This window comes from Polynucleobacter sp. AP-Latsch-80-C2 (assembly GCF_018882185.1).
Taxonomy (GTDB): domain Bacteria; phylum Pseudomonadota; class Gammaproteobacteria; order Burkholderiales; family Burkholderiaceae; genus Polynucleobacter.
Genome location: NZ_JACVOY010000009.1, coordinates 100,625 through 120,238 on the forward strand (window position 1 = coordinate 100,625; position 19,614 = coordinate 120,238).

Genomic DNA, 19,614 nt, shown 5'->3' on the forward strand with positions numbered 1-19,614 from the left:
GTTTCTGCTCTGAATTTTTTTGCTCATCAGGCTATGATAAAAGGGTCATGACAATCCTCCTCCAAAATACCCCTACTTCCAATGGTTTTGACCAGTCTGGAATAAGTCTCCTACCCCAGTGGGGCCTAATATTTGTTGAGGGCGAGGACGCTGCTAACTTTCTTCAGAACCAGCTAACCAATTCAGTTTTAGGCATGAAGGCCGCCCTGCCAGGTCAGATTGCCGCATCAAATGACTTTGTTCGTTTGGTGGGCTACTGCAACCCCAAAGGAAGATTGATGGCCAGTGCCTGGTTAACCTTGCGCCCTGGCTCGGCTGGAGCCGTGAATCGATATGCGCTTTTTATTAGCAAGGATATTGCAGCCAGCTTTGCTAAGCGCCTTTCCATGTTTGTCTTGAGGTCTAAGGTAATAGTAAAGGATGTCTCAGACCAATGGAATATTTTGGGATTTTATGGAAATGCGCAGCAAGCTGCGAGTCTAGAGATTGCTCCCGATAATGTGGCAATCACGCTGCCAGAGGTTTTGGCAAACAATCATTCTTATACGAGGACATTAATAGCTCGTCCAATCTCTGAAGATGTTGATCAAGTATCGGAAAGAGCATTATCTCAATGGGACGCTCTAGAGGTGCTTAGCGCAATACCCAGAATTGTTCAGGCAACCCAGGAGCAGTTTGTTCCCCAGATGATTAATTTTGAATCTGTAGCGGGCGTTGATTTTAAAAAAGGTTGCTATCCTGGTCAGGAAATCGTTGCTAGAAGCCAGTACCGCGGCTCAATTAAGCGCAGATTGCAGTTAGCCCACCTGGTAGCCAGCCCATCTGGACAAAGCATCTCGCCAGGTACTGAGCTCTTTTTTCATGATGATCCAACGCAACCGGCAGGCATGGTAGTTTTATCTTCCCTCAACCCTGCCATAGTTAATAGAGTCGAGTTTCAGGTTGAATGCAAATTAGAGGCTCTTGAGCGCGGTGAAATTCGCCTTGGAACTCATGAAGGACCTGTGTTAAAAATAGATTCATTACCCTATCTATTGATAGAAATCTAGCTAACTATGTGCCTCATTCTATTTGCCTGGAAATCACATCCCGACTACCCTCTGGTAGTGGCTGCGAATCGCGATGAGTTTTATGAGCGTGATACAGAAGGTTTGGGCTGGTGGCCGGAACACCCCCATGTCTTGGCGGGTCGTGACCGTGCTGATGTATTGGGAAGTCCAGGGACATGGCTTGGGTTTACAAAGACCGGTCGCTTTGCAGCGCTTACTAATGTGAGAGCGCCAAGCGAAAAAAACCCAGATGCCAGAACCCGTGGCGAACTCTCATTGATGTATCTCACTAATAAAGACCGTCCTAATGACTTTATACAGAGTCATTCAAAACGTTTTTCTCAATACAACGGTTTTAATCTTTTGATGGCGGATTTAAGCGACCCAAGTAATGCAGAAATGCACTGGGTTAGTAATCGAATGATGATGGGTCAGAGTATTCGTCCACGAAAAGTCTTTCCTGAACAAGCGCTAACCCCGGGCGTATACGGACTCTCTAATGCGATGTTGGATACGCCCTGGCCTAAGGTAAATCATCGTGTCGCGGCCTTTGCTCAGGCATTAGCCATGGATCAAGGGCAACTTAAAAATGCCGATCAATATTTGAAGCTTCTAGCGGATACCCATGTAGCTAGCGACCATGAGCTACCAAACACTGGTGTCAATCGCGATTGGGAAAAAGCCCTCTCCCCTGCCTTTATTAAAACCCCTTCGTATGGCACTCGCTCAAGCACCATATTGCGCATTCGCAAAGACGGTCAATTTGAAATGGTAGAGCGCCGCTTTGATGCTACTGGAACAGTCGGACATGATGTTGTAACAGGCGCATTGAGCGCTGCGCCTGGCTCTAACCTATCAGTCTAAATTTACTCGGAACGATGGTCGTCGTTCACGACTCTTGATCCATCTGCAGAACGGGTGGCTAATCTTTTTATGTATTTAAATGTGCCCGTTGCCATGCAGCAGACTTCACCCTGGTCGTTGTAAAGTTTTGCCTCACAAAAAGCCATGGTTGCTGTACGTCGGACTGTATCCGCTTTTACGCGAAGCACCCCATTTGCAGCTTGCATGAAATTATTTTTTAATTCAATGGTGACAACACTGCGATCGCTCGGGTCACCTGATCTGGCAGCAACTGCCATTGCAACATCCATCAATGTCAATAAAACGCCGCCATGCGCAACTTCCCAGGTATTAGTGTGCTCGGGTTTCAGTGCCAGCAGGATCTCCCCTTTACCAAGCTCGGCACTTAAGCAACGTACGCCCAAAAGCTTTAGAAAGGGGACGTTTAATTCCTTACCTAAATTAGCCAGTTGAGTTTGGGGATTTATTTGCACTTGTTTATTCATGGGTTAATTTTAGAGGCTTATACAGAGATTGTGAAATCAACCTAGAATAGTCCACTATGGCCTTTACCTTATCTGGCGCAGATGTATGCCAGCCCACTCTTCCAACCCCTATTCCTGATCCGTATTGGGTTGCTTTTTCATCCTCTGCAGCAAAGCTCATTGGCTTAGAGGTAGACGATAGTGGTTTACCTCAGGATCCAACATGGTTGGGGTTATTGGCGGGCAACCAACTGGTCGCAAATAATCAGCATTTTTTAAATCCTATTGCAACAGCCTATAGCGGGCATCAATTTGGTGTCTGGGCTGGCCAACTCGGTGATGGCAGGGCAATACTTCTGGGGGATATTGCTGGGCAGGAATTGCAGCTAAAGGGTGCAGGAAAGACGCATTATTCTCGCATGGGTGATGGCAGAGCAGTGCTTAGATCGTCTATTCGAGAGTATTTATGTAGCGAAGCAATGCACTCGCTTGGAATTCCAACTACGCGAGCCTTATCGGTGGTTGGCTCTGACCTACCTATACGTCGAGAAACATCAGAAACGGCAGCTGTCTGCGCTCGTCTTGCCCCCAGTTTTATTCGTATCGGTCATTTCGAGCATTTCAGCACACAACAAAATATTGCTCGCCTAAAAGAGCTTGCTGATTTGGTGATGAAAAATCACTACCCCGAGTGCATGAATGCCGAATCACCCTATTTAGATTTAGTTAAGAAAATCTCCGCACGCAATGCCAGCTTGGTAGCCCAGTGGCAAGCAGTAGGTTTTTGCCATGGCGTTCTCAATAGCGACAATATTAGTGCCTTAGGCTTGACCATGGACTATGGTCCATTTGGCTTTATGGATTACTTTCAAATTGATCATATCTGCAACCATAGCGACCAAGCTGGTAGGTATTCCTATCATCGGCAACCCCAAATTATGCATTGGAATATAGCTTGCCTCGCTAGCGCCATGCTGCCACTGCTGGAGCTTCAAGAAGAATCTGAAACAGCGATGAATTTACTTCGTTCGGCTTTAGATGAGTTTTCAGATGTATATACCCAACAATGGCAGGCACTGTTTAGGCAAAAGTTGGGGTTTAAAACTACCCAAGAGGACGATATGAAATTGCTCGAGCGCTTGTTGCAGTTATTGCATGACTCGCGAGTTGACTTCACATCGTTTTTTAGGGGTCTGGGAAATATCCTCACCCATGAGTCTGTAGAGAAGATTTTATTGCGAAATCACTTTGTGAATCGTGAACTAATAGATAAATGGTTTACTGATTATGTTTTACGCCTGAAGTCAGAAAATAGTATTGATGAAGAGCGAAAACTGTTCATCAATAAGGTTAATCCTAAATTCATACTGCGCAATCATTTGGCCCAAAGAGCTATCGAGCTTGCACAGCGCAAAGATTTTTCAGAAGTACAGAAATTAAATGCAATCTTGAGTAAGCCTTTTGACGAGCAGTTGGAGTATGCCGAATATGCAGACCCTCCGACCCCTGATTTACGAGCAATTGAGGTAAGTTGCTCCTCATAATTTTTCAGCTTAAGAAGACCCTAAAGGATAAATATGAAAAAAACAGATCAAGAATATAAAGAGATGCTGAGTGATGTTGAATACAGTGTTACTCGTGAGGCTGCCACTGAGCGACCATTTTCTGGAAAGTATTGGGATCATTGGGATCAAGGTAAGTACAAATGTATTTGCTGTAATACCCCCCTCTTTCAATCACAGACCAAGTTTGATGCAGGTTGTGGTTGGCCTAGCTATAGCGCGCCAGAGGAAGAATCCGCAATCAAGGAGATTCGAGATACTAGTCATGGGATGCTTCGTACTGAAGTTCGCTGCTCCAATTGTGATGCTCATCTCGGGCATGTATTTGATGATGGCCCCGCTCCTACGGGCTTAAGATATTGCATCAACTCAGCCTCCTTGAGTTTTGAGCCTAGTGAGAATGCCGCTCCGAATCTCAAAGCTTAATTTGAAATAGCAGGATAATCCCCCTATGAAATTTTTATTTGATCTATTCCCAATTATTCTGTTCTTTATCGCCTTTAAATTTGGCGATATTTATACCGCCACTATTGTTGCCATGGTCGCAACCATTGGTCAAATTCTCTGGGTTTATTATCGCCATCGAAAAATAGATGCCATGCAATGGGTTAGCTTAGTCATGATCCTTGTCTTTGGTAGCCTGACTATTTTCCTTCATGACAAAACATTCATCCAACTCAAACCCACTGCCTTATATTGGCTTTTTTCCTCTGTCTTATTCATCAGCTCTGAATTTTTTCAAAAAAATTGGATTCAAGTTTTTATGGGCAAGCAAGTAACCCTAAAAGAGAAAAATTCTCATACCGTATGGCGTCATTTAAATAGGGCTTGGGCAGCATTCTTCTTCATCATGGGTGGACTCAATCTTTATATCGCTTTTGAATATTCAGAAGAAACATGGGTCAACTTTAAGCTCTTTGGAAGTACGGGCCTGTTAGTTATCTTTGTCATCATTCAGGGCATTTGGTTAAGCCGTCATATGGAGCAACCAGCCGAGTGAGCATTAATCAAAAAAGAATTGCCTTATTTGAAGAGGATCTACTTAAGGCATTTACTGTTAAGCATCTTCACATTGATGATGAAAGTTACCTGCATGCAGGACATGCTGGCGCAGCCACCGGAGGCGGCCATTTTAAAGTGATCCTAGTTGCCCCAGAATTTGCTGGCTTAAACTTGGTGGCACGGCATCGGGCTATTTATGCCGCCTTAAATCAACATATCCCCACGGAAATTCACGCCCTAACAATATCTGCCCTTACTCCTGAAGAGTATTGGGCCTGATAGTGTTTTAATATAGCTATAAATCCACATTTTTATCTTTATCAAAATCCAAATTATGCTCAAGACTAGCCACATTATTCCCCTCAGTATTTTTAGTGCCTATCTCCTTTCTTGCAATGCTTTTGCGCAAAATGCGGCAATCGTTAATGGCAAACCCATTCCTAAGGCCCAGCTAGACAAGTTAGTGCAAAAATCAAAGCAGCCAGATAGCCCCCAGGTTCGAGAGCAAGCGCGCGAGATGCTTGTGACACGTGAACTCATCTTGCAAGAAGCGGATAAGCGTGGAGTCATTCAAAAAGAATCCGTTAGAGATCAGTTGGAGCAATCTCGCATGGGTGTATTGATCGCTGCAGTTTTTGAGGATTATGTCGACAAAGAAGGCGTTGCAGAGTCTGATCTCAAAGCTGCTTACGAGTCCGTAAAGACTCAATACACCGGCAAGGAATATCACGTTGAACATATATTGGTAGAAAAAGAATCTGATGCCAAAGCCATTACAGCACAATTAAAAGCCGGTGGAAACTTCGAAGAAATTGCAAAAGCGAAATCTAAGGATCCTGGCTCCGCTCCTAATGGTGGCGATTTAGGATGGGTTACCGATAAAGCTTTAGTCCCAGAATTTTCTAAAGCCATGGTTCAGCTAAAGAATGGTCAGGTAACCGATAAGCCTGTGAAGTCACAATTTGGCTGGCACGTCATTAAGATGGTCGACGTACGCGATGTCAAAGCGCCGAGCATGGATGAAATCAAAGATCAGTTAAAGCAAATGATCATGTCAGATCAAAACTGGCAAAAAGCAAAATTCTCTGAAATGATGCAAAAGCTTCGCACAAAGGCGAAGATCCAGTAAGTTTTCATAGATTTATCTAGCGGGATAACGGCGAGGACGTAATTTCTGAATCGCCATTCCCGCTAGTCCACAGGCAAATGCCGAGACAACAAAGACGTCTCTAGGTTGCGAGGCTTCCCAAATCCAGCCCGCAAAAAGCCCGCCTAAAGTTCCACCAAATCCATATGAGACGGTTGCCATGAGTGCCTGCCCCCTTGCCTGCAATGGGCCTGTAAACCAACGCTGCAATAATTTAGTAGCGGCACTATGATGGGCTGCAAAGGTTCCTGCATGTAAAAGCTGAGCAATAATCAATATTGCTGTAAATGGCAAAAACGCCATCAACGCAAATCGAATAACGCCAATGCCAAATGATGCTTGGAGCACTACTTCAGGATCTACCCTGCTTAATACTTTGCTTTGGAAGTAGAAAAATAGGACTTCAGCAGAAACACCAAGAGCCCAAAAAAGGCCGATTTGCAATTTATCGTATCCAAGATTGGCTAAATAAAGTGAATAGAAAACATAGAGAGCAGCATGTGCAAATTGCATAAAGAACCCGGATAGTAAAAACCACCGTACATCAGGATTAAACAAAACCACAAGAAGCTCGCCCTTGACCATCTTACGGCGCTCCATCTTTGGCTCATGCAATAAAAAAGTAACTAACGCCAAAGTAATTAATACGACTGTTCCTACTAGTGGATAGAGTTCGATGCCTTTGCGCTGAAATAGTTCGCCAGCACAGAGCACCATGGCAATAAATCCAATGGAGCCCCAGAGTCTCAAACGACCATAGCGCTTATCAAAGGAATTGTCTTTAAAGAGCGCATGAACGGTGGCGGACTCACCCAGTGGCATCAGGCTGCTTAAGATGGTGTGAAGCACAAACATCCAAATAAAGAATCCGATATAACTGTACAAAAAATAGATCGTTGTAAATACTAGGGCCGCAAGGCATGCACAGAATCGAATAATTCCGATGCGATTAGATAAATAGTCAGAAAGCCACCCCCAGGAAAAAGGGCCAATAATTCGGGTGATTTGTAGCATTGACATTAGTACAGCAATCTCAATAACTGAAAAACCTCGGTCTAAAAAAAATAGACTGGCATACGGCGAAACGAGCCCCACATAAGCAAAGTACAAAAAGAAAAAGGACCCGAAGGCCCAGCGAACCATTGTCGTCATTTCAGTTGAAATCGTTAGTCAGTTTTGTTGCCAGGTCTTGCGGCAGGAATTGGCGCTACTGATAAAGAAACATCACCGCATTGAGCGCGATGGCGTAATGCATGATCCATGAGCACTAGAGCAAGCATTGCTTCGGCAATGGGGGTTGCGCGAATACCGACACAAGGATCATGTCGCCCTTTTGTCTGCACACTAATTGGCTTGCCATCTAAGTCAATCGATTGCTTAGCAGTATGAATACTAGAAGTAGGTTTGATCGCTATTGAGACGAGGATATCCTGCCCTGTACTGATGCCCCCTAAAGTTCCGCCAGCATTATTGCTTGCAAAGCCATTCGGGAAAAGTTCATCGCCATGTTCGCTACCGCGTTGAGCAACGGATTTAAATCCAGCGCCGATCTCAATGCCCTTAACGGCATTAATGCCCATCATGGCATGAGCGATATCCGCATCTAATTTATCAAAAAGCGGCTCACCTAAGCCAATTGGGACATTACGAGCGCGCACTTCAATTCGCGCTCCACAGGAGTCCCCTGCTTTTCGCAATTCATCCATATAGGACTCAAGCTGGGGGATGATTTCTGCGTTAGCAGCAAAAAAAGGATTTTGTTCAATTTGAGCAAGATCTTGAAATGGGATCTCGATTTCGCCAAGTTGACTCATGTAGCCATAAAACTCTGTGCCATACTTTTCATGGAGCCATTTTTTTGCAATGGCGGCTGCAGCTACGACTGGAGCCGTGAGACGAGCGGATGAGCGGCCACCACCACGTGGATCACGGAGCCCATACTTATGATGATAGGCATAGTCAGCATGACCAGGCCTGAAAGTTTGCAGAATATCGCCGTAGTCTTGGCTGCGATGATCCGTATTGCGAATAAGAAGACTAATTGGCGCGCCGGTGGTTTTACCCTCAAAGATTCCAGACAAGATCTCAACCTTGTCCTCTTCTTTGCGTTGAGTGACGTGTCGAGAGGTTCCTGGCTTACGGCGATCTAGATCAATCTGAAGATCGGCCTCTGAAAGTTGCATGCCCGGTGGGCAGCCATCAACCACGGCACCAATTGCTGGACCATGGGACTCACCAAAGGTGGTGACGGTAAAAAGGAGGCCTAAAGTATTTCCTGACATGTCGTCATTATGTCATTTGTCGCGAATTTCAGGCTAGAGCTGCTTAACTGGGGGCTTTTTCAGTATCTTCTGGCCAATCACGAATATAGGCCTTTAGCATGGTATTTTCGAAATCTTGGGCTTCCACGACGGATTTAGCAACGTCATAAAAAGAGATCACACCCATCAGCATTTTTTGGTCAACCACAGGAAGGTATCGAGCATGATCAACGAGCATCATCCGACGAACTTCATCAATTTCAGTTTCCATATTGCATGTCAGGGGTCTTAGATTCATGACAGACTGCACCTGCAAACCATCCAATTTTCCATGATGTTTGGCTAAGGCTGAAATGACCTCACGGAAAGTCAAAATCCCAACTAACTTGTCATACTCCATTACTACCAAGGAGCCAATGTCATGCTCACTCATGACCAGAACGGCAGTTTGCAATGCTGTCTCAGGAGCAACAGTAAATAATGTGCTGCCTTTAACGCGCAAAATGTCACGAACTTTCATTTGGTCTCCGTAATTAATCCTTCTATGACTTCAATATATCCCTAAGACTTCTTTGAATCAAGGGTTAACGGACCCCATTTAGTAACGAATAACCCTAATAACTCCAGACCGAATCCCTGGCAGATTAGATACTAGGACAGCCCCAGCAAGAGTAATCCACCATGTGAGGTAAATCCAAATAAGAGCCAATGGAAAAATGGCAAAGGCTCCGTACACCGTTTTATAGAACGCTGTATGCGTCAGAAAAAGAGCGAATCCAAATTTCATCATTTCAAATGTCAATGCAGCAAAAAACCCACCCGCAAAGGCATCTGACCAAAGAATTTTGGTGTACGGGAGAATTTTATAAACCACTGCATATACGGCTATAGTCAAAAATATTGGAGCAATGGTGGCAACCAATTTAAACCCCAGAGAGACAGCTTTAATCCAGCCTTCTGAAGCGCTAAATAGGACTCCACTGAGATAGATGCCTAAGCCAAGCAAGATGGGTCCCAAAATAGTTGCTGCGCCATAAATCAAGAATTTTTTCTGCAATGGGCGTTTTTCTTTGATTTTGAATATTTGGTTGAAAGCCCCCTCAATAACGGCGAGGGTCATGATGGTGGTGACTACCAAACTCGCTAAGCCAATAAAGGTTAACCCCCTAGCCTTTGATGAAAACTGATCTAAGTAAACAAATACCTGTTGATTAATGCCGCCGGGCATATAGGTATCCAGTAACCAATAGCGAAAGGCGTTCTTAATTTGAATGACGCTAGGCAAATAGCCAATTAAGATTGTGGCTAGCGTAACCATGGGCACCAAAGACAAAGTGGTTGTAAAGGCCAAACTAGCGGCAATTTGCTTTAGGTTTTGGCCACGGTTGCGGTCCCAGATCTCTTTACCAAGAGAGAGCCATAATTGGGGGTTACGAATAAGGCGCATCGCCGTATCATAAGAGATCATATGAGCCAACACGATATTTTAGTTTTGTACTACTCCCGCTCTGGTGCAACCAGGGACTTAGCGCGCTGCATTGCCGAAGGCATAGAATCCGTACCCGGCATAAATGCCCGCCTTAGAACAGTTCCCCCCATTTCTGCCGTCAGCGAAGCAACAGAAGCTCCTGTTCCTGCCGAAGGGCCCCCTTATGCTGAATTAAGAGACCTTCAGGATTGCATTGGCCTAGCCCTGGGTTCGCCAACGCGCTTTGGAAATATGGCTGCCCCAATGAAATACTTTTGGGACTGTAGTTCCTCGGAGTGGTTGGCTGGTGCGCTGATTGGAAAGCCTGCTTGCGTTTTTACAAGCGCTGGCAGTATGCATGGCGGTCAAGAAAGCACCCTTCTCACGATGATGATTCCATTACTGCACCATGGAATGCTGATACTCGGCCTCCCCTATAGTGAGGCTGACCTGATGACTACAAAGACAGGCGGGAGTCCTTATGGTGTTAGTCACCATGCTCATTCCCATGGTAATGAGGCGATTAGCCCTGAAGAGCAGCGTTTAGCGAAAGCTCAGGGTAAGCGTTTGGCTCAAACTGCATTACTTCTCAATCAATCTTAAGAGCAGCCTATACGGATATGTACAAAAAGTGGCTTCAAAAAAATCCCTCTCAATTATTAGCCACAGCTGCTTTTATTGACCTGTTCATTCTTTGCGTTTGCTGGGAGTGGTTTATCTCGCCCTTACGCCCAGATGGATCATGGCTCATTTTGAAAGGTATACCCCTACTATTTGCTATCCCCGGCATCTGGAAAGGAAGGGTTTACACCATGCAGTGGGCCTCTATGATGATTCTCTTGTATGTAACTGAGGGATTAGTGCGCATCTTAGAGCCTGGGGCAAATTTTTGGCTCGCATTAATTGAAACAATTCTGGCAACTATTGGATTCGTTTGCTTGCTGATGTATCTCAAGCCCATAAAAAAAGAAGCGAAAGTCAAAAAGAAAATGCAGGTGGTGGAATGAAATCAGGTCTCCTTTCGCAACTAGAGTCTGTATTGAATAAAAAATACATTCTGTCTGATGATGAATCTAAAGCTCCCTACCTTACAGATTGGCGTAAGCGTTATACCGGTAAAGCTCTTGCAGTTGTTCTACCTGCTAATGCAAATGAGGTAGCGCAAATTATGAAGATCTGTGCAGCTACAAGTACTGCCGTTATTCCGCAGGGAGGCCACACCGGCTTTTGTGGAGGAGCTACTCCAGACTCTAGTGGCAATCAAATCATTATCAATCTCAAACGTATGAATCAAGTCCGTGAGATTGATATTGCCAATCAAACCATCAGTCTTGAGGCAGGCTGTATCTTGCAAGTAGTGCAAGAAAAAGCTGCTGAGCAAGGTTTTTTATTTCCACTGAGTCTAGGTGCTGAGGGTAGCTGCATGATTGGCGGTAACTTAGCAACAAATGCAGGCGGTACCAATGTCCTGCGTTATGGCAATACCCGAGATTTATGTCTTGGCTTGGAAGTAGTCACGGCCCAAGGCGAGATATGGAATGGCATGAAGGGTTTACGCAAAGACAATACCGGTTATGACTTGCGCGATTTATTTGTAGGCTCAGAAGGTACTCTTGGAATTATTACTGCTGCAGTCATGAAGTTATATCCATTGCCGATTTCACAATGGACCACACTGGTTGCCACTCAAGATATTGCCTCCACCATTGCCCTCCTAAATTTATTTCAGAAACGCGCTACCTCCCTACTCACCGGTTTTGAAATGATGACTTCGGAATCATTGGCGCTGAACCAAAAACATTTCCCCCACATGGCAAACCCATTACAGGGAAATCCCCCCAACACAATTTTGATTGAGCTCTCCGATCACGAGAGTGAAGAGCATGTAAAGCAGTTGCTTGAAACGATTCTTGAAGAGGCGTTTGAATCGGGATTAATATCCGATGCCGTCATCGCTACCAATCTGAGTCAGGCTAATAGCTTTTGGCAAATGCGTGAACACATTACTCTGGCGCAAGCGGAGGAAGGTGCTAATTTAAAACACGATATTACTATCCCCCTTTCAGCTTTGGATGACTTTATTAGCCAAACCGATGCTCTCCTCAGGGCACGCTACCCCGGAGTTCGAATAATCAATTTTGGGCATTTGGGCGATGGCAACCTTCACTACAACATTGCGCCCCCTCCAGGAATTGACTTTAAGGCCTTTAATTTGGCCAATGAAAAGCCGGTTCATGAGCTGGTCTATGCCCAAGTTGAGCGCTGTAAGGGCTCTATTTCAGCAGAACATGGGGTTGGGCAGCTCAAATTAGATGGCTTAAGGGCTCATAAGGGAGAAGTAGCTCACGACCTCATGAAGGCCATTAAAAAGGCTCTAGACCCGCAAAATATCCTGAACCCCCATAAAGTGGTCTCAATTTAAGAATTTTTGTTAAATATTTTGTATTTCCTGTCATCTCAAGCCAATTGAATTGCGTTGTATGGACATGGAGGTGACATATATGTCTACAAGACTCAAACGTTGGGCCCGTGCAATTCAACAAATCGACCTTTCAAAGCGCGCTGATCCTGAGGTAGCCATTGGCTATTTGGATAGCAAGTACCGCGATATTGCTTGGAGATATATTCGAATCCTAGGCTTTGAACGAACCATCAGCTTCATGGCTAGCAACAATTTCCACCCAGAATAATGCTTGAAAAACCCTAAATAATTGATTTATTTAGGGTTTTTTGCTTCTTTACTCTAAAAACCTAGGTTGCCAAGAGAATTGCAGTCAGAGCTCAACCGATATCGATGAACAAAAAGCCATCGTTGACTTTTCTGATGTGTAGAAATAGCTAAAAATTGCTGAAACAGGCAAGAGCAGCATTCCTGAGACTAGCTTGAACCAGTCATACGTAGCACTCTGCTTCCCAGCAGGCGTAGGCTCCACAACTGAATAATCCCCCAAGCTCACTAGGCAACTCTTTTAGGTTCATTGCCAATAGCATGGCATTCAGGGATTTAGCATCTCAATAGCAAAATTATTGACTGGGCCAATAAGGCCGTTCAGCCAAACAGTCCGAGCCTAGTGAGAAAAGAGTATCAAACATTCCCAATCAATCTGGCACCGTTCTTTGGACATAAATAAGTTATCCAAACTGTCACAATCACTTGATCCAGTTGAAAAGAACTCGTAGGATCAAAGAGTTGGAGTCAAAATCCTACAACTTACCATCGGAGAGAAGAATGAGTCAAAAGAAATTGGTTAAAGAGTTAATGAAGAAGCTAGATAAGCTTGAGTCAGATAGAGAAAAACTGATTGATAAACTTGCTAAGGCTCTGGATAAGTTAGAGAAGAAAGTGGCCCAAAAGACTGCCACAAAAACCCCGGCCAAAAAAGCAACGGCAAAGAAAGCTCCCGCTAAAAAAGTTGCGCGCAAGAAGACTGCCTCCAAGAAAGTTGCGACTAAGCAAGTACCCTCAGCACCCACTCAAACTCCAGTAACTGGTAGCTAATTACCCATGGGTAAAAAATCACAGCCAAGCAATCATGATAATGACTATGATGCAAAGCTACGACTTCTACAAATTGAACTTGTAAAACTTCAGCGCCAAATCATTTCAAGCGGATCTCGACTCTTAATTATCCTTGAGGGTCGCGATACTGCCGGCAAGGATGGGACGATTAAAAGCATCGTCGCGCACTTAAGTCCCCGAGAGAGCCATGTTGTTGCGCTGAGTAAGCCAACTGAACGCGAGGAAGGCGAATGGTATTTTCAGCGCTATATAGCGGAGCTACCATCATCTGGAGAAATCGTTATATTTAACCGCAGCTGGTACAACCGGGCTGGAGTTGAAAAGGTCATGGGCTTTTGTACCGATACCCAATACAAGCAATTTATTGATACGGTAAATGAATTCGAAAGCTTAATCATTGGTTCTGGAATTCAATTATTTAAATACTATTTAGACATTAATAAAGCTGAACAAGCGGCTCGCCTAAAATCTCGCGAAACAGATCCTCTCAAGCAATGGAAAATTAGCCCAATTGATGAGCAAGCTCAAAAGAAATGGAATGACTATAGTCAGGCTCGAGATGTAATGCTTAAAAAGACTAGTTCGAAAGCAGCACCTTGGACAGTCATCGATGCTAACGATAAAAAATCAACGCACTTAAACTTGATCCGAGACCTTCTATCAAGGATTAAATACCCCGGTCGCGATACAAATTTATTAACTATCGATTCAAATGTGGTGATGCCTTGTCCGCCACTGGGAAAAAAATTACCAAAGCTAGCACCTTAAATTTTTAACTAAAAAATGTTCTTGCGTCTTCAATAAGCTCACCGGGCAATTCTTCAGGAATATAGTGGCCGCATGGCAAGGTCTTACCTGAGACCTGATTAGCTACCCTCTTCCAGTCATTTATAGGATCAAAGCATTTATTGACTAGTCCATGCTCACCCCAGAGCACTCGAACTGGCATCTCAAGTTTCTTACCTAAATCCCTGTCGAATCGATCATGTTCTAAGTCGATAGTAGCGGCAGCGCGATAGTCTTCGCACATAGCGTGCATGCCCTGAGGATTACTTGCTCCCGCAAGATATTCTGACCATCTATCAAGGGTAAATATTCCAGTGCCTGCATGACGACCCATATGGTTCTTTAGCCAATACTCAGGATTTGCACCAATCATGGTTTCTGGCACAGGTTCAGGTTGAATTAAAAAGAACCAATGCCAGTATCCTTTGGCAAATTGCATTGTGGTGTTCTCATACATCGTCAGCGTTGGAGATATATCAAGAACCATCAAACGTAAAACACTTTCCGGAAAATCGGCTGCTAAGCGGTGTGAAACTCTACCGCCACGATCATGGCCTAGTAAGAAAAATTGATTAAAGCCTAGAGACTTCATTAATGCATGTTGATCAGCAGCCATAGATCTTTTGGAATAGGTCGAATGATCTGCCTTGCCATGTGGTTTAGATGATTGTCCATATCCACGAAGATCAGCGGCAACTACCGTGAAATCTTGCGCTAAGCCAGGTGCAACCTGATGCCAAATTGCTTTAGTTTGGGGAAAACCGTGAAGCAATAACAAGGCGGGACCTGATCCACCAATTTGGTAAGCAATCTCAATGACACCATCATTTGATGGGATGCTTATTTTCTTTTGCTCAAAACCAGGGAAATTCACAGCCATTAATGGGACCTCGAAGATAATTATCTTGCAGCTGCGGCCTGGATTTGGGGAATAGTGACATAACCTTTGCCATCCGAATCGAGATAGCTAAAGTGCTCATAAATACGCGGCATGCATCCTTTAGCCTCTTCCTTAGTGAGCCTGCCATCATGATTTTTGTCACAAATTGCAAAACGGTCAGCAATTTCTTTATTGCGTGCTGAATTATCTGCTTGAGCTGATGCACATAAAAATAATCCAATCACTATATAAAAAAGGCTCTTCGCTAATGAGATCATAGCTACTATTTAGCTGAAGTTGGGGTTGGATTAGCAGAAACTTCTAAGGCTACACGCACTGCTTTTTGAGCCATGGCTACAAATGCATCTACTGAGCCAGAGGCAGTTCTAAAAGATTCCCCTTGTACGGTAATCAAACCTTCTCCAAGAATCTCATTAGTTCTACTATCTGTAATCTTATTTTCTACAACTAAAGCAGGCGTCTTTGAGTTAACACCACCCGCAAAGGCAGCAGCATTTAATGCAAGCCCAATCGGTGTGAAGTTCCAAGGCTGCAAGCTATCTGTAGAACTTTCAGCACCAGTAATACCTACAGAAACGCGCACTACACCAGGACCAGGTTGTGAAACAATTTTAATATTGCCTCGTGCATTAACGGCCTCAACCATAGATGCCTGTAAAGCTGCTTTTGCTTTAGCAATGGATTCAGGGCTCACCTGAGTGGTGGCATTCTGATTTAAATAAATTGGATCCAAAATAACAGCGTTATAAGTACCCGGACTAACACCCTCTCTACGATAGCGCCATACACGGGTATCTGCTTCAATGGTATAGGTAGGAACTAAGAGAGAATAGTTTGGCAGGAAGCCAGATCTTGGCATTGGCTCCGATGCCAGTTTTGGGGTATTGCTACAAGCAGCAAGGATGGCAGCAAAAGAAATAATTGCTGCATAAAGACCGATTTTTTTCATATTAAATTCCGTTTAATGAAATGTTCAATTAGCTGTGGGGTAAATGGTTAGAGAACATTATAAGGCTATTTCTACTAAGGGGATACAAGCGTCGCTGTCTTTTATATTAGTCAGAGGGACAAGGCAATATTCCACCTGTCTTTTGATGAATTTTGGTCTTACACTCTGCGGAGGATGAAGATCCTGCATTTTGGTAAGTAGCAGGACTAATTGTTGCTGTAGTTGAGGTTAATTCCCTGGGATCAATATTTTTAGGAGCCTCTACTTTTGCAGGGGTCAACCCTGCGGCCACATAGAAGGCCTTATCAGATCCCGGGCAAGGCAATAGCGCCCCGGTCTTCGGATTAATAATAGGTTTGCATTGGGGGTCCGCTTCTAGGCGCGCCTCTAGCTTTGCTACAGAACACGCAGAAATCACTAGGCAGATCGCTAAGGCTAAATAAGGGGAATAGGCGAAGAATTTCATCCAACTATTCTATGGGAATCAGATGTCAGGATGTTGAATGCAGGACTTAAGTTTGGTGCTCATAAGAGAGTATTGGCCTGCCCAGCACGATTCGAACGTGCGACCTACGCCTTAGAAGCTTTAAAAATGAGCTAAATCAATAGCTTAGACAATGGCATAAGCCCAGCTAGATCAGGTATTCGATACACACCGAGATCTGCGGATTTAGGTGGAACTGACTATGTGGTGTGTGGCATCTGCAGGCTGAGGGTCGGTTAAACCGACACTAAATCGGGCGACCCCACAGCAAGCCTTGGCAAACCATTTTTACTATGCCTCTCGTCCCCACGAACAAGGAAACTTATAAAGCACAAAGATTGGCAAAACCACCGCATTTTGGTGTGATTTTGCACATTAGCTATTTTGATGGGGCTTAGCGTAAATCAGGCAGGGGATGAAATTTCGAGCGGCGCAAAAAACTACGCGGCTAGATATTTGCACGAGCAGCTGAAATCTGCTGTTGGGCTCGTTTAATCTTTTGTCGATTACGCTCTGCCTTTAATGCCTTACTAGCAGCGTCTTTCTGATTTTGTAAGCTAGCCACCCTAGCCTGCTCGGGTGTTTGCGGCGGCTTAGCTTTAATTGAAGAAATAACCTCATCAATCATTTGATACCCCCTGCTTTCACGGGTAACAATGGATGGGGTGCTAGCTAGACTATCCATCCCAAATTGATATTGCAAGATTAATCTAGCGTGAATTGGATTTGTGGCAAAAACAGCCGTATTTACTAGCTGACCCTTGATCCTTAGATAAGCTTGATATTTGTTCATGCAAGTATTTAGCCAGTCTTATTTTGACTGACTAAAACTAAAGGCGCCTAATGCGCCTTTAGAGTGAAATGGGTATCAGTAATTGAGCTACTCATGCGTAATCAAACCATCACTAGTAATCTCTATAAAACGATGGTCCTCAAATGCTTTCGCAACAGCAGATAAGTTCGCTTGCAACAGATTCTCTAAATTGCGATTGGATATATTGCCAGTAGAAATTAACAGTAAAGCAGGTTCGCCGTTTAACAAAAAAGCCTGTACAAAGTCATCGTCTTTGGTGACTACAACTCGAGCTTCTTTAATAGCGCAAGCAATGACATCTTTATCTGGAGTTGCATTTTTGAGAGGTAGATCAGAGGTATGAATAGCATCATGTCCTTGAGCCTCCAACCAACCAACAAATCGCTTTGGCAGTTGGGCGTCTACTAAAAACTTCATGCCACCAAACGCTCAAATCGTTTAACATGACTTAATCTTGCAGCATAGGCAAGAGACGCCAAAATATCTTCTTTGTTAAGGTCTGGATAGTCAGCCAAAATCTCTTCGGTACTCATGCCGCTAGCCAGCCACTCTAAAACATTTTCTACGGGGTAACGCAAGCCGCGAATACAGGGCTTGCCATGGCAAATAACCGGATCAACAGTGATTAAATTAGCCATTTGAATCTCCTTTCGCATCATAATTTGGCTTGTTAAAGCATGGGTAGATTTTATACTGCTAGACCAAAAATTAGCATCTTTTCTTTAGAGCAATACTGCTATTGCTCTAAAGACCCCTTATAGCTGCCTCTTAAAGCCACTGCCAAGACTAGAGCTCGCTAACTCAATCTGGGGATCTAAATCCCCTGCTTCCACAGCAACCTTAACTGTTTCTAGTGCCTTAATTAAGTCCTCGGCACTATCAACTTGAATACTGGGCTTGCCTTTGGCCAATTCAATTGTGCAAGCTCCATATCTAATGGAAACGCAGACTTTGCCCTCCTCTGTTTGAAACCACCACGGCTTAATGCGCTTTGGCATCTCTACTTGCTTACGAAGTCCTGTTTCACGATCTTTAACGGTCTTGTACTTCATTAGTACAAAAGGGGTTCCCGACATCTGCCCTTTAGCCAACTGGATCTGCTCCCATAATCGACTTGAAAGTTTATTCCTTCGAATCACAATCGCTGGTTGATGAACCGGCTTCTTGAGAGCCACTAGTTTTAATGCGGTCAATGCGCTCATATTCCCTCCTATAAATGAAAGAGCCATTTCAATTTATTTTCGGAATAAGGAATTGGACAACCTCTTTTTTATTTTGGCTAATTTTGAGCCAGAAATTAATGGGTTTTCTTAACAAGAGCTAAATACTTTTGCGAGTTGCTGTGTTTCAAAGTGCGGTCGCAAATAGATAAAGAAGTTACTGGTAGTGAGTTACTAGTTACTCGAGTGGCAAATGAGTAGCTCTGACTAGCAACACGACTTAGTGACTATCTCTTTGAGATCTGCAACTGAACTCAAAGCAACATCTTTTTGGATCTACTCCTCTAGCAACCAAGCTACGAAAGCAACAGTGAATCGCTACCAATATCTTAGACACTTCCCAACCTCGCTTGGTACTGCTCTTCAAATCTTACCGGAGAAAGTCCATTGTTGTAACTATGGCGTCTAACCGGGTTGTAAAACATTTCGATGTAATCAAAAATATCTTCTCTTGCTTTTGCTCTGCTGGCATAGGTTTTACGTTTAATCCGCTCCCGCTTGAGTAGTTGGAAAAAGCTCTCCACTACGGCATTGTCATAGCAGTTTCCGCGCCGACTCATGCTTTGTTTGAGGTTATGTTCTTTTAAGAACGCTTGCCACTCGTAACTAGAAAATTGACTGCCTTGATCCGAGTGGATCATCACTGTCTGCTTGGGTTTTCGTTTCCATAAAGCCATCAGCAAGGCGCTGACCACCAACTCCTTATCCATTTGACCTTGCATCGACCAGCCTACAATCTGGCGGGAGAATAAATCCAAGACCACCGCCAAGTACAGCCAACCCTCATGCGTGCGGATATAAGTAATGTCCGTTACCCAGGTCTCATTAGGTTCTAAAACATCAAACTGCTGACCCAAGTGATTGGGGGCTGCCACATGAGGCTTACCAGTATGGTGCCGTGGTTTACGCTTGTAGCCTGTTTGGGAACGCAGGCCCTGTGCCTTCATCAATCGATACACCCGTTGCTCTCCACAAGCAATCCCCAGATCTTGCAGGTCATCATGGATCTTGCGATAACCATAGATGGTGCCGCTTGCCAGCCACGCTTGCTTAATCTGGGTCACAATCATTTGGTTCTCACACGCTCGAGACGAGAGTGGCTCTTTAAGCCAGGCGTAATAGC

The 19,614-nt window shown here is 44.3% G+C and carries 27 protein-coding genes; 13 read left to right on the forward strand and 14 right to left on the reverse strand.

The features are described 5' to 3' along the window. Positions 1 to 47: 47 nt before the first annotated feature. Both ICN47_RS10415 and ICN47_RS10420 read left to right on the forward strand, forming a co-directional pair. Positions 48 to 1,049 carry a folate-binding protein YgfZ gene (locus ICN47_RS10415; protein WP_216219866.1) on the forward strand — a complete coding sequence of 334 codons (1,002 nt, stop codon included), beginning with the start codon at positions 48 to 50 and terminating at the stop codon, positions 1,047 to 1,049. A 6-nt stretch (positions 1,050 to 1,055) separates the two neighbouring features. Beyond that, complete coding sequence (locus ICN47_RS10420) at positions 1,056 to 1,913, forward strand: NRDE family protein (RefSeq protein ID WP_216219867.1); 858 nt, start codon at positions 1,056 to 1,058, stop codon at positions 1,911 to 1,913. A gap of 2 nt (positions 1,914 to 1,915) precedes the next feature. Here the strand turns inward: ICN47_RS10420 and ICN47_RS10425 are convergent, their stop codons facing one another. Continuing rightward, positions 1,916 to 2,398, reverse strand: coding sequence for a PaaI family thioesterase (locus ICN47_RS10425; RefSeq protein ID WP_216219868.1), 483 nt, complete (start codon positions 2,396 to 2,398; stop codon positions 1,916 to 1,918). A 56-nt stretch (positions 2,399 to 2,454) separates the two neighbouring features. Between ICN47_RS10425 and ICN47_RS10430 the strand changes: the two genes are divergently transcribed. From ICN47_RS10430 to ICN47_RS10450, 5 genes are read left to right on the forward strand one after another with little or no spacing between them, the layout of a single operon-like run. Then, complete coding sequence (locus tag ICN47_RS10430) at positions 2,455 to 3,921, forward strand: YdiU family protein (RefSeq protein WP_216219869.1); 1,467 nt, start codon at positions 2,455 to 2,457, stop codon at positions 3,919 to 3,921. Positions 3,922 to 3,948: 27 nt separating this feature from the next. Then, positions 3,949 to 4,365, forward strand: a complete 417-nt coding sequence (gene msrB, locus ICN47_RS10435; RefSeq protein ID WP_216219899.1) for a peptide-methionine (R)-S-oxide reductase MsrB — start codon at positions 3,949 to 3,951, stop codon at positions 4,363 to 4,365. A gap of 25 nt (positions 4,366 to 4,390) precedes the next feature. Beyond that, positions 4,391 to 4,939, forward strand: coding sequence for a septation protein A (locus ICN47_RS10440; RefSeq protein ID WP_216219870.1), 549 nt, complete (start codon positions 4,391 to 4,393; stop codon positions 4,937 to 4,939). Continuing rightward, positions 4,936 to 5,220 (forward strand): BolA/IbaG family iron-sulfur metabolism protein, encoded by a 285-nt coding sequence (locus ICN47_RS10445; RefSeq protein ID WP_216219871.1) that lies wholly within the window; start codon positions 4,936 to 4,938, stop codon positions 5,218 to 5,220. The genes ICN47_RS10440 and ICN47_RS10445 overlap by 4 nt, the downstream gene beginning before the upstream one ends. Positions 5,221 to 5,275: 55 nt before the next feature. Further along, positions 5,276 to 6,070 carry a peptidylprolyl isomerase gene (locus tag ICN47_RS10450; RefSeq protein ID WP_216219872.1) on the forward strand — a complete coding sequence of 265 codons (795 nt, stop codon included), beginning with the start codon at positions 5,276 to 5,278 and terminating at the stop codon, positions 6,068 to 6,070. 12 nt (positions 6,071 to 6,082) lie between these two features. On the opposite strand, the gene ICN47_RS10455 is transcribed toward ICN47_RS10450, so the two are convergent. From ICN47_RS10455 to ICN47_RS10470, 4 genes are all read right to left on the reverse strand, one after another. After that, positions 6,083 to 7,240, reverse strand: coding sequence for an MFS transporter (locus ICN47_RS10455; RefSeq protein ID WP_216219873.1), 1,158 nt, complete (start codon positions 7,238 to 7,240; stop codon positions 6,083 to 6,085). A 14-nt stretch (positions 7,241 to 7,254) separates the two neighbouring features. Then, a complete protein-coding gene (aroC, locus tag ICN47_RS10460) occupies positions 7,255 to 8,370 on the reverse strand; it encodes a chorismate synthase (protein ID WP_216219874.1) in 1,116 nt (371 codons plus the stop codon). Positions 8,371 to 8,413: 43 nt separating this feature from the next. Continuing rightward, entirely contained in the window at positions 8,414 to 8,869 is a 456-nt protein-coding gene (locus ICN47_RS10465) for a CBS domain-containing protein (protein WP_216219875.1), read from the reverse strand. A 78-nt stretch (positions 8,870 to 8,947) separates the two neighbouring features. After that, positions 8,948 to 9,817 carry a YhjD/YihY/BrkB family envelope integrity protein gene (locus ICN47_RS10470; RefSeq protein ID WP_255539003.1) on the reverse strand — a complete coding sequence of 290 codons (870 nt, stop codon included), beginning with the start codon at positions 9,815 to 9,817 and terminating at the stop codon, positions 8,948 to 8,950. On the opposite strand from ICN47_RS10470, the gene wrbA reads away from it, so the two are divergent. The 6 genes from wrbA to ppk2 all read left to right on the forward strand — a co-directional run bounded on the left by wrbA (position 9,818) and on the right by ppk2 (position 14,105). Next, entirely contained in the window at positions 9,818 to 10,420 is a 603-nt protein-coding gene (gene wrbA, locus ICN47_RS10475) for an NAD(P)H:quinone oxidoreductase (RefSeq protein WP_216219876.1), read from the forward strand. Positions 10,421 to 10,437: 17 nt separating this feature from the next. Continuing rightward, positions 10,438 to 10,824: a DUF2069 domain-containing protein gene (locus ICN47_RS10480; RefSeq protein ID WP_216219877.1), complete on the forward strand. Its 387-nt coding sequence runs from the start codon at positions 10,438 to 10,440 to the stop codon at positions 10,822 to 10,824. Then, the gene (locus tag ICN47_RS10485) at positions 10,821 to 12,239 is read left to right on the forward strand and encodes an FAD-binding oxidoreductase (RefSeq protein WP_216219878.1); all 1,419 of its coding nucleotides are present in this window, start codon (positions 10,821 to 10,823) and stop codon (positions 12,237 to 12,239) included. Before ICN47_RS10480 ends, ICN47_RS10485 begins: the two co-directional genes overlap by 4 nt. Positions 12,240 to 12,318: 79 nt before the next feature. Next, positions 12,319 to 12,507, forward strand: coding sequence for a hypothetical protein (locus tag ICN47_RS10490; protein ID WP_062308516.1), 189 nt, complete (start codon positions 12,319 to 12,321; stop codon positions 12,505 to 12,507). Positions 12,508 to 13,046: 539 nt separating this feature from the next. Then, positions 13,047 to 13,316, forward strand: a complete 270-nt coding sequence (locus tag ICN47_RS10495) for a serine/threonine protein kinase (RefSeq protein ID WP_216219879.1) — start codon at positions 13,047 to 13,049, stop codon at positions 13,314 to 13,316. 6 nt (positions 13,317 to 13,322) lie between these two features. Beyond that, positions 13,323 to 14,105, forward strand: coding sequence for a polyphosphate kinase 2 (ppk2, locus tag ICN47_RS10500; RefSeq protein WP_216219880.1), 783 nt, complete (start codon positions 13,323 to 13,325; stop codon positions 14,103 to 14,105). Positions 14,106 to 14,109: 4 nt separating this feature from the next. On the opposite strand, the gene ICN47_RS10505 is transcribed toward ppk2, so the two are convergent. The 9 genes from ICN47_RS10505 to ICN47_RS10545 all read right to left on the reverse strand — a co-directional run. After that, positions 14,110 to 15,003, reverse strand: a complete 894-nt coding sequence (locus ICN47_RS10505; protein WP_216219881.1) for an alpha/beta fold hydrolase — start codon at positions 15,001 to 15,003, stop codon at positions 14,110 to 14,112. Positions 15,004 to 15,023: 20 nt separating this feature from the next. Continuing rightward, positions 15,024 to 15,281 carry an EF-hand domain-containing protein gene (locus ICN47_RS12885; protein ID WP_216862659.1) on the reverse strand — a complete coding sequence of 86 codons (258 nt, stop codon included), beginning with the start codon at positions 15,279 to 15,281 and terminating at the stop codon, positions 15,024 to 15,026. A gap of 5 nt (positions 15,282 to 15,286) precedes the next feature. Next, on the reverse strand, positions 15,287 to 15,973 hold the full coding sequence (locus ICN47_RS10515; RefSeq protein WP_216219882.1) for a DUF3313 domain-containing protein: 687 nt from the start codon (positions 15,971 to 15,973) through the stop codon (positions 15,287 to 15,289). Between the two features lie 106 nt (positions 15,974 to 16,079). After that, positions 16,080 to 16,439: a hypothetical protein gene (locus ICN47_RS10520; RefSeq protein ID WP_216219883.1), complete on the reverse strand. Its 360-nt coding sequence runs from the start codon at positions 16,437 to 16,439 to the stop codon at positions 16,080 to 16,082. Between the two features lie 466 nt (positions 16,440 to 16,905). Continuing rightward, positions 16,906 to 17,250, reverse strand: coding sequence for a hypothetical protein (locus ICN47_RS12995; protein ID WP_252865964.1), 345 nt, complete (start codon positions 17,248 to 17,250; stop codon positions 16,906 to 16,908). Positions 17,251 to 17,337: 87 nt separating this feature from the next. Next, a complete protein-coding gene (locus tag ICN47_RS10530) occupies positions 17,338 to 17,688 on the reverse strand; it encodes a DUF5615 family PIN-like protein (protein WP_215317028.1) in 351 nt (116 codons plus the stop codon). Then, positions 17,685 to 17,909 carry a DUF433 domain-containing protein gene (locus ICN47_RS10535; protein WP_215317030.1) on the reverse strand — a complete coding sequence of 75 codons (225 nt, stop codon included), beginning with the start codon at positions 17,907 to 17,909 and terminating at the stop codon, positions 17,685 to 17,687. Before ICN47_RS10535 ends, ICN47_RS10530 begins: the two co-directional genes overlap by 4 nt. Positions 17,910 to 18,026: 117 nt before the next feature. Next, positions 18,027 to 18,473 (reverse strand): DUF6641 family protein, encoded by a 447-nt coding sequence (locus tag ICN47_RS10540; RefSeq protein WP_216219884.1) that lies wholly within the window; start codon positions 18,471 to 18,473, stop codon positions 18,027 to 18,029. A gap of 347 nt (positions 18,474 to 18,820) precedes the next feature. After that, positions 18,821 to 19,614: IS3 family transposase (locus ICN47_RS10545; protein WP_216219885.1), on the reverse strand; the 794-nt coding region annotated here is incomplete at its 5' end.

What these genes read in the sequence shown, in the direction of transcription:
- ICN47_RS10415 (WP_216219866.1), top strand. Translation starts at nt 48, where the DNA reads ATGACAATCCTCCTCCAAAATACCCCTACTTCCAATGGTTTTGACCAG.
- ICN47_RS10420 (WP_216219867.1), top strand. Translation starts at nt 1,056, where the DNA reads ATGTGCCTCATTCTATTTGCCTGGAAATCACATCCCGACTACCCTCTG.
- ICN47_RS10425 (WP_216219868.1), bottom strand. Translation starts at nt 2,398, where the DNA reads ATGAATAAACAAGTGCAAATAAATCCCCAAACTCAACTGGCTAATTTA.
- ICN47_RS10430 (WP_216219869.1), top strand. Translation starts at nt 2,455, where the DNA reads ATGGCCTTTACCTTATCTGGCGCAGATGTATGCCAGCCCACTCTTCCA.
- ICN47_RS10440 (WP_216219870.1), top strand. Translation starts at nt 4,391, where the DNA reads ATGAAATTTTTATTTGATCTATTCCCAATTATTCTGTTCTTTATCGCC.
- ICN47_RS10450 (WP_216219872.1), top strand. Translation starts at nt 5,276, where the DNA reads ATGCTCAAGACTAGCCACATTATTCCCCTCAGTATTTTTAGTGCCTAT.
- ICN47_RS10455 (WP_216219873.1), bottom strand. Translation starts at nt 7,240, where the DNA reads ATGACGACAATGGTTCGCTGGGCCTTCGGGTCCTTTTTCTTTTTGTAC.
- aroC (WP_216219874.1), bottom strand. Translation starts at nt 8,370, where the DNA reads ATGTCAGGAAATACTTTAGGCCTCCTTTTTACCGTCACCACCTTTGGT.
- ICN47_RS10465 (WP_216219875.1), bottom strand. Translation starts at nt 8,869, where the DNA reads ATGAAAGTTCGTGACATTTTGCGCGTTAAAGGCAGCACATTATTTACT.
- ICN47_RS10470 (WP_255539003.1), bottom strand. Translation starts at nt 9,817, where the DNA reads ATGATCTCTTATGATACGGCGATGCGCCTTATTCGTAACCCCCAATTA.
- wrbA (WP_216219876.1), top strand. Translation starts at nt 9,818, where the DNA reads ATGAGCCAACACGATATTTTAGTTTTGTACTACTCCCGCTCTGGTGCA.
- ICN47_RS10480 (WP_216219877.1), top strand. Translation starts at nt 10,438, where the DNA reads ATGTACAAAAAGTGGCTTCAAAAAAATCCCTCTCAATTATTAGCCACA.
- ICN47_RS10485 (WP_216219878.1), top strand. Translation starts at nt 10,821, where the DNA reads ATGAAATCAGGTCTCCTTTCGCAACTAGAGTCTGTATTGAATAAAAAA.
- ICN47_RS10490 (WP_062308516.1), top strand. Translation starts at nt 12,319, where the DNA reads ATGTCTACAAGACTCAAACGTTGGGCCCGTGCAATTCAACAAATCGAC.
- ICN47_RS10495 (WP_216219879.1), top strand. Translation starts at nt 13,047, where the DNA reads ATGAGTCAAAAGAAATTGGTTAAAGAGTTAATGAAGAAGCTAGATAAG.
- ppk2 (WP_216219880.1), top strand. Translation starts at nt 13,323, where the DNA reads ATGGGTAAAAAATCACAGCCAAGCAATCATGATAATGACTATGATGCA.
- ICN47_RS10505 (WP_216219881.1), bottom strand. Translation starts at nt 15,003, where the DNA reads ATGGCTGTGAATTTCCCTGGTTTTGAGCAAAAGAAAATAAGCATCCCA.
- ICN47_RS12885 (WP_216862659.1), bottom strand. Translation starts at nt 15,281, where the DNA reads ATGATCTCATTAGCGAAGAGCCTTTTTTATATAGTGATTGGATTATTT.
- ICN47_RS10515 (WP_216219882.1), bottom strand. Translation starts at nt 15,973, where the DNA reads ATGAAAAAAATCGGTCTTTATGCAGCAATTATTTCTTTTGCTGCCATC.
- ICN47_RS10520 (WP_216219883.1), bottom strand. Translation starts at nt 16,439, where the DNA reads ATGAAATTCTTCGCCTATTCCCCTTATTTAGCCTTAGCGATCTGCCTA.
- ICN47_RS12995 (WP_252865964.1), bottom strand. Translation starts at nt 17,250, where the DNA reads ATGAACAAATATCAAGCTTATCTAAGGATCAAGGGTCAGCTAGTAAAT.
- ICN47_RS10530 (WP_215317028.1), bottom strand. Translation starts at nt 17,688, where the DNA reads ATGAAGTTTTTAGTAGACGCCCAACTGCCAAAGCGATTTGTTGGTTGG.
- ICN47_RS10535 (WP_215317030.1), bottom strand. Translation starts at nt 17,909, where the DNA reads ATGGCTAATTTAATCACTGTTGATCCGGTTATTTGCCATGGCAAGCCC.
- ICN47_RS10540 (WP_216219884.1), bottom strand. Translation starts at nt 18,473, where the DNA reads ATGAGCGCATTGACCGCATTAAAACTAGTGGCTCTCAAGAAGCCGGTT.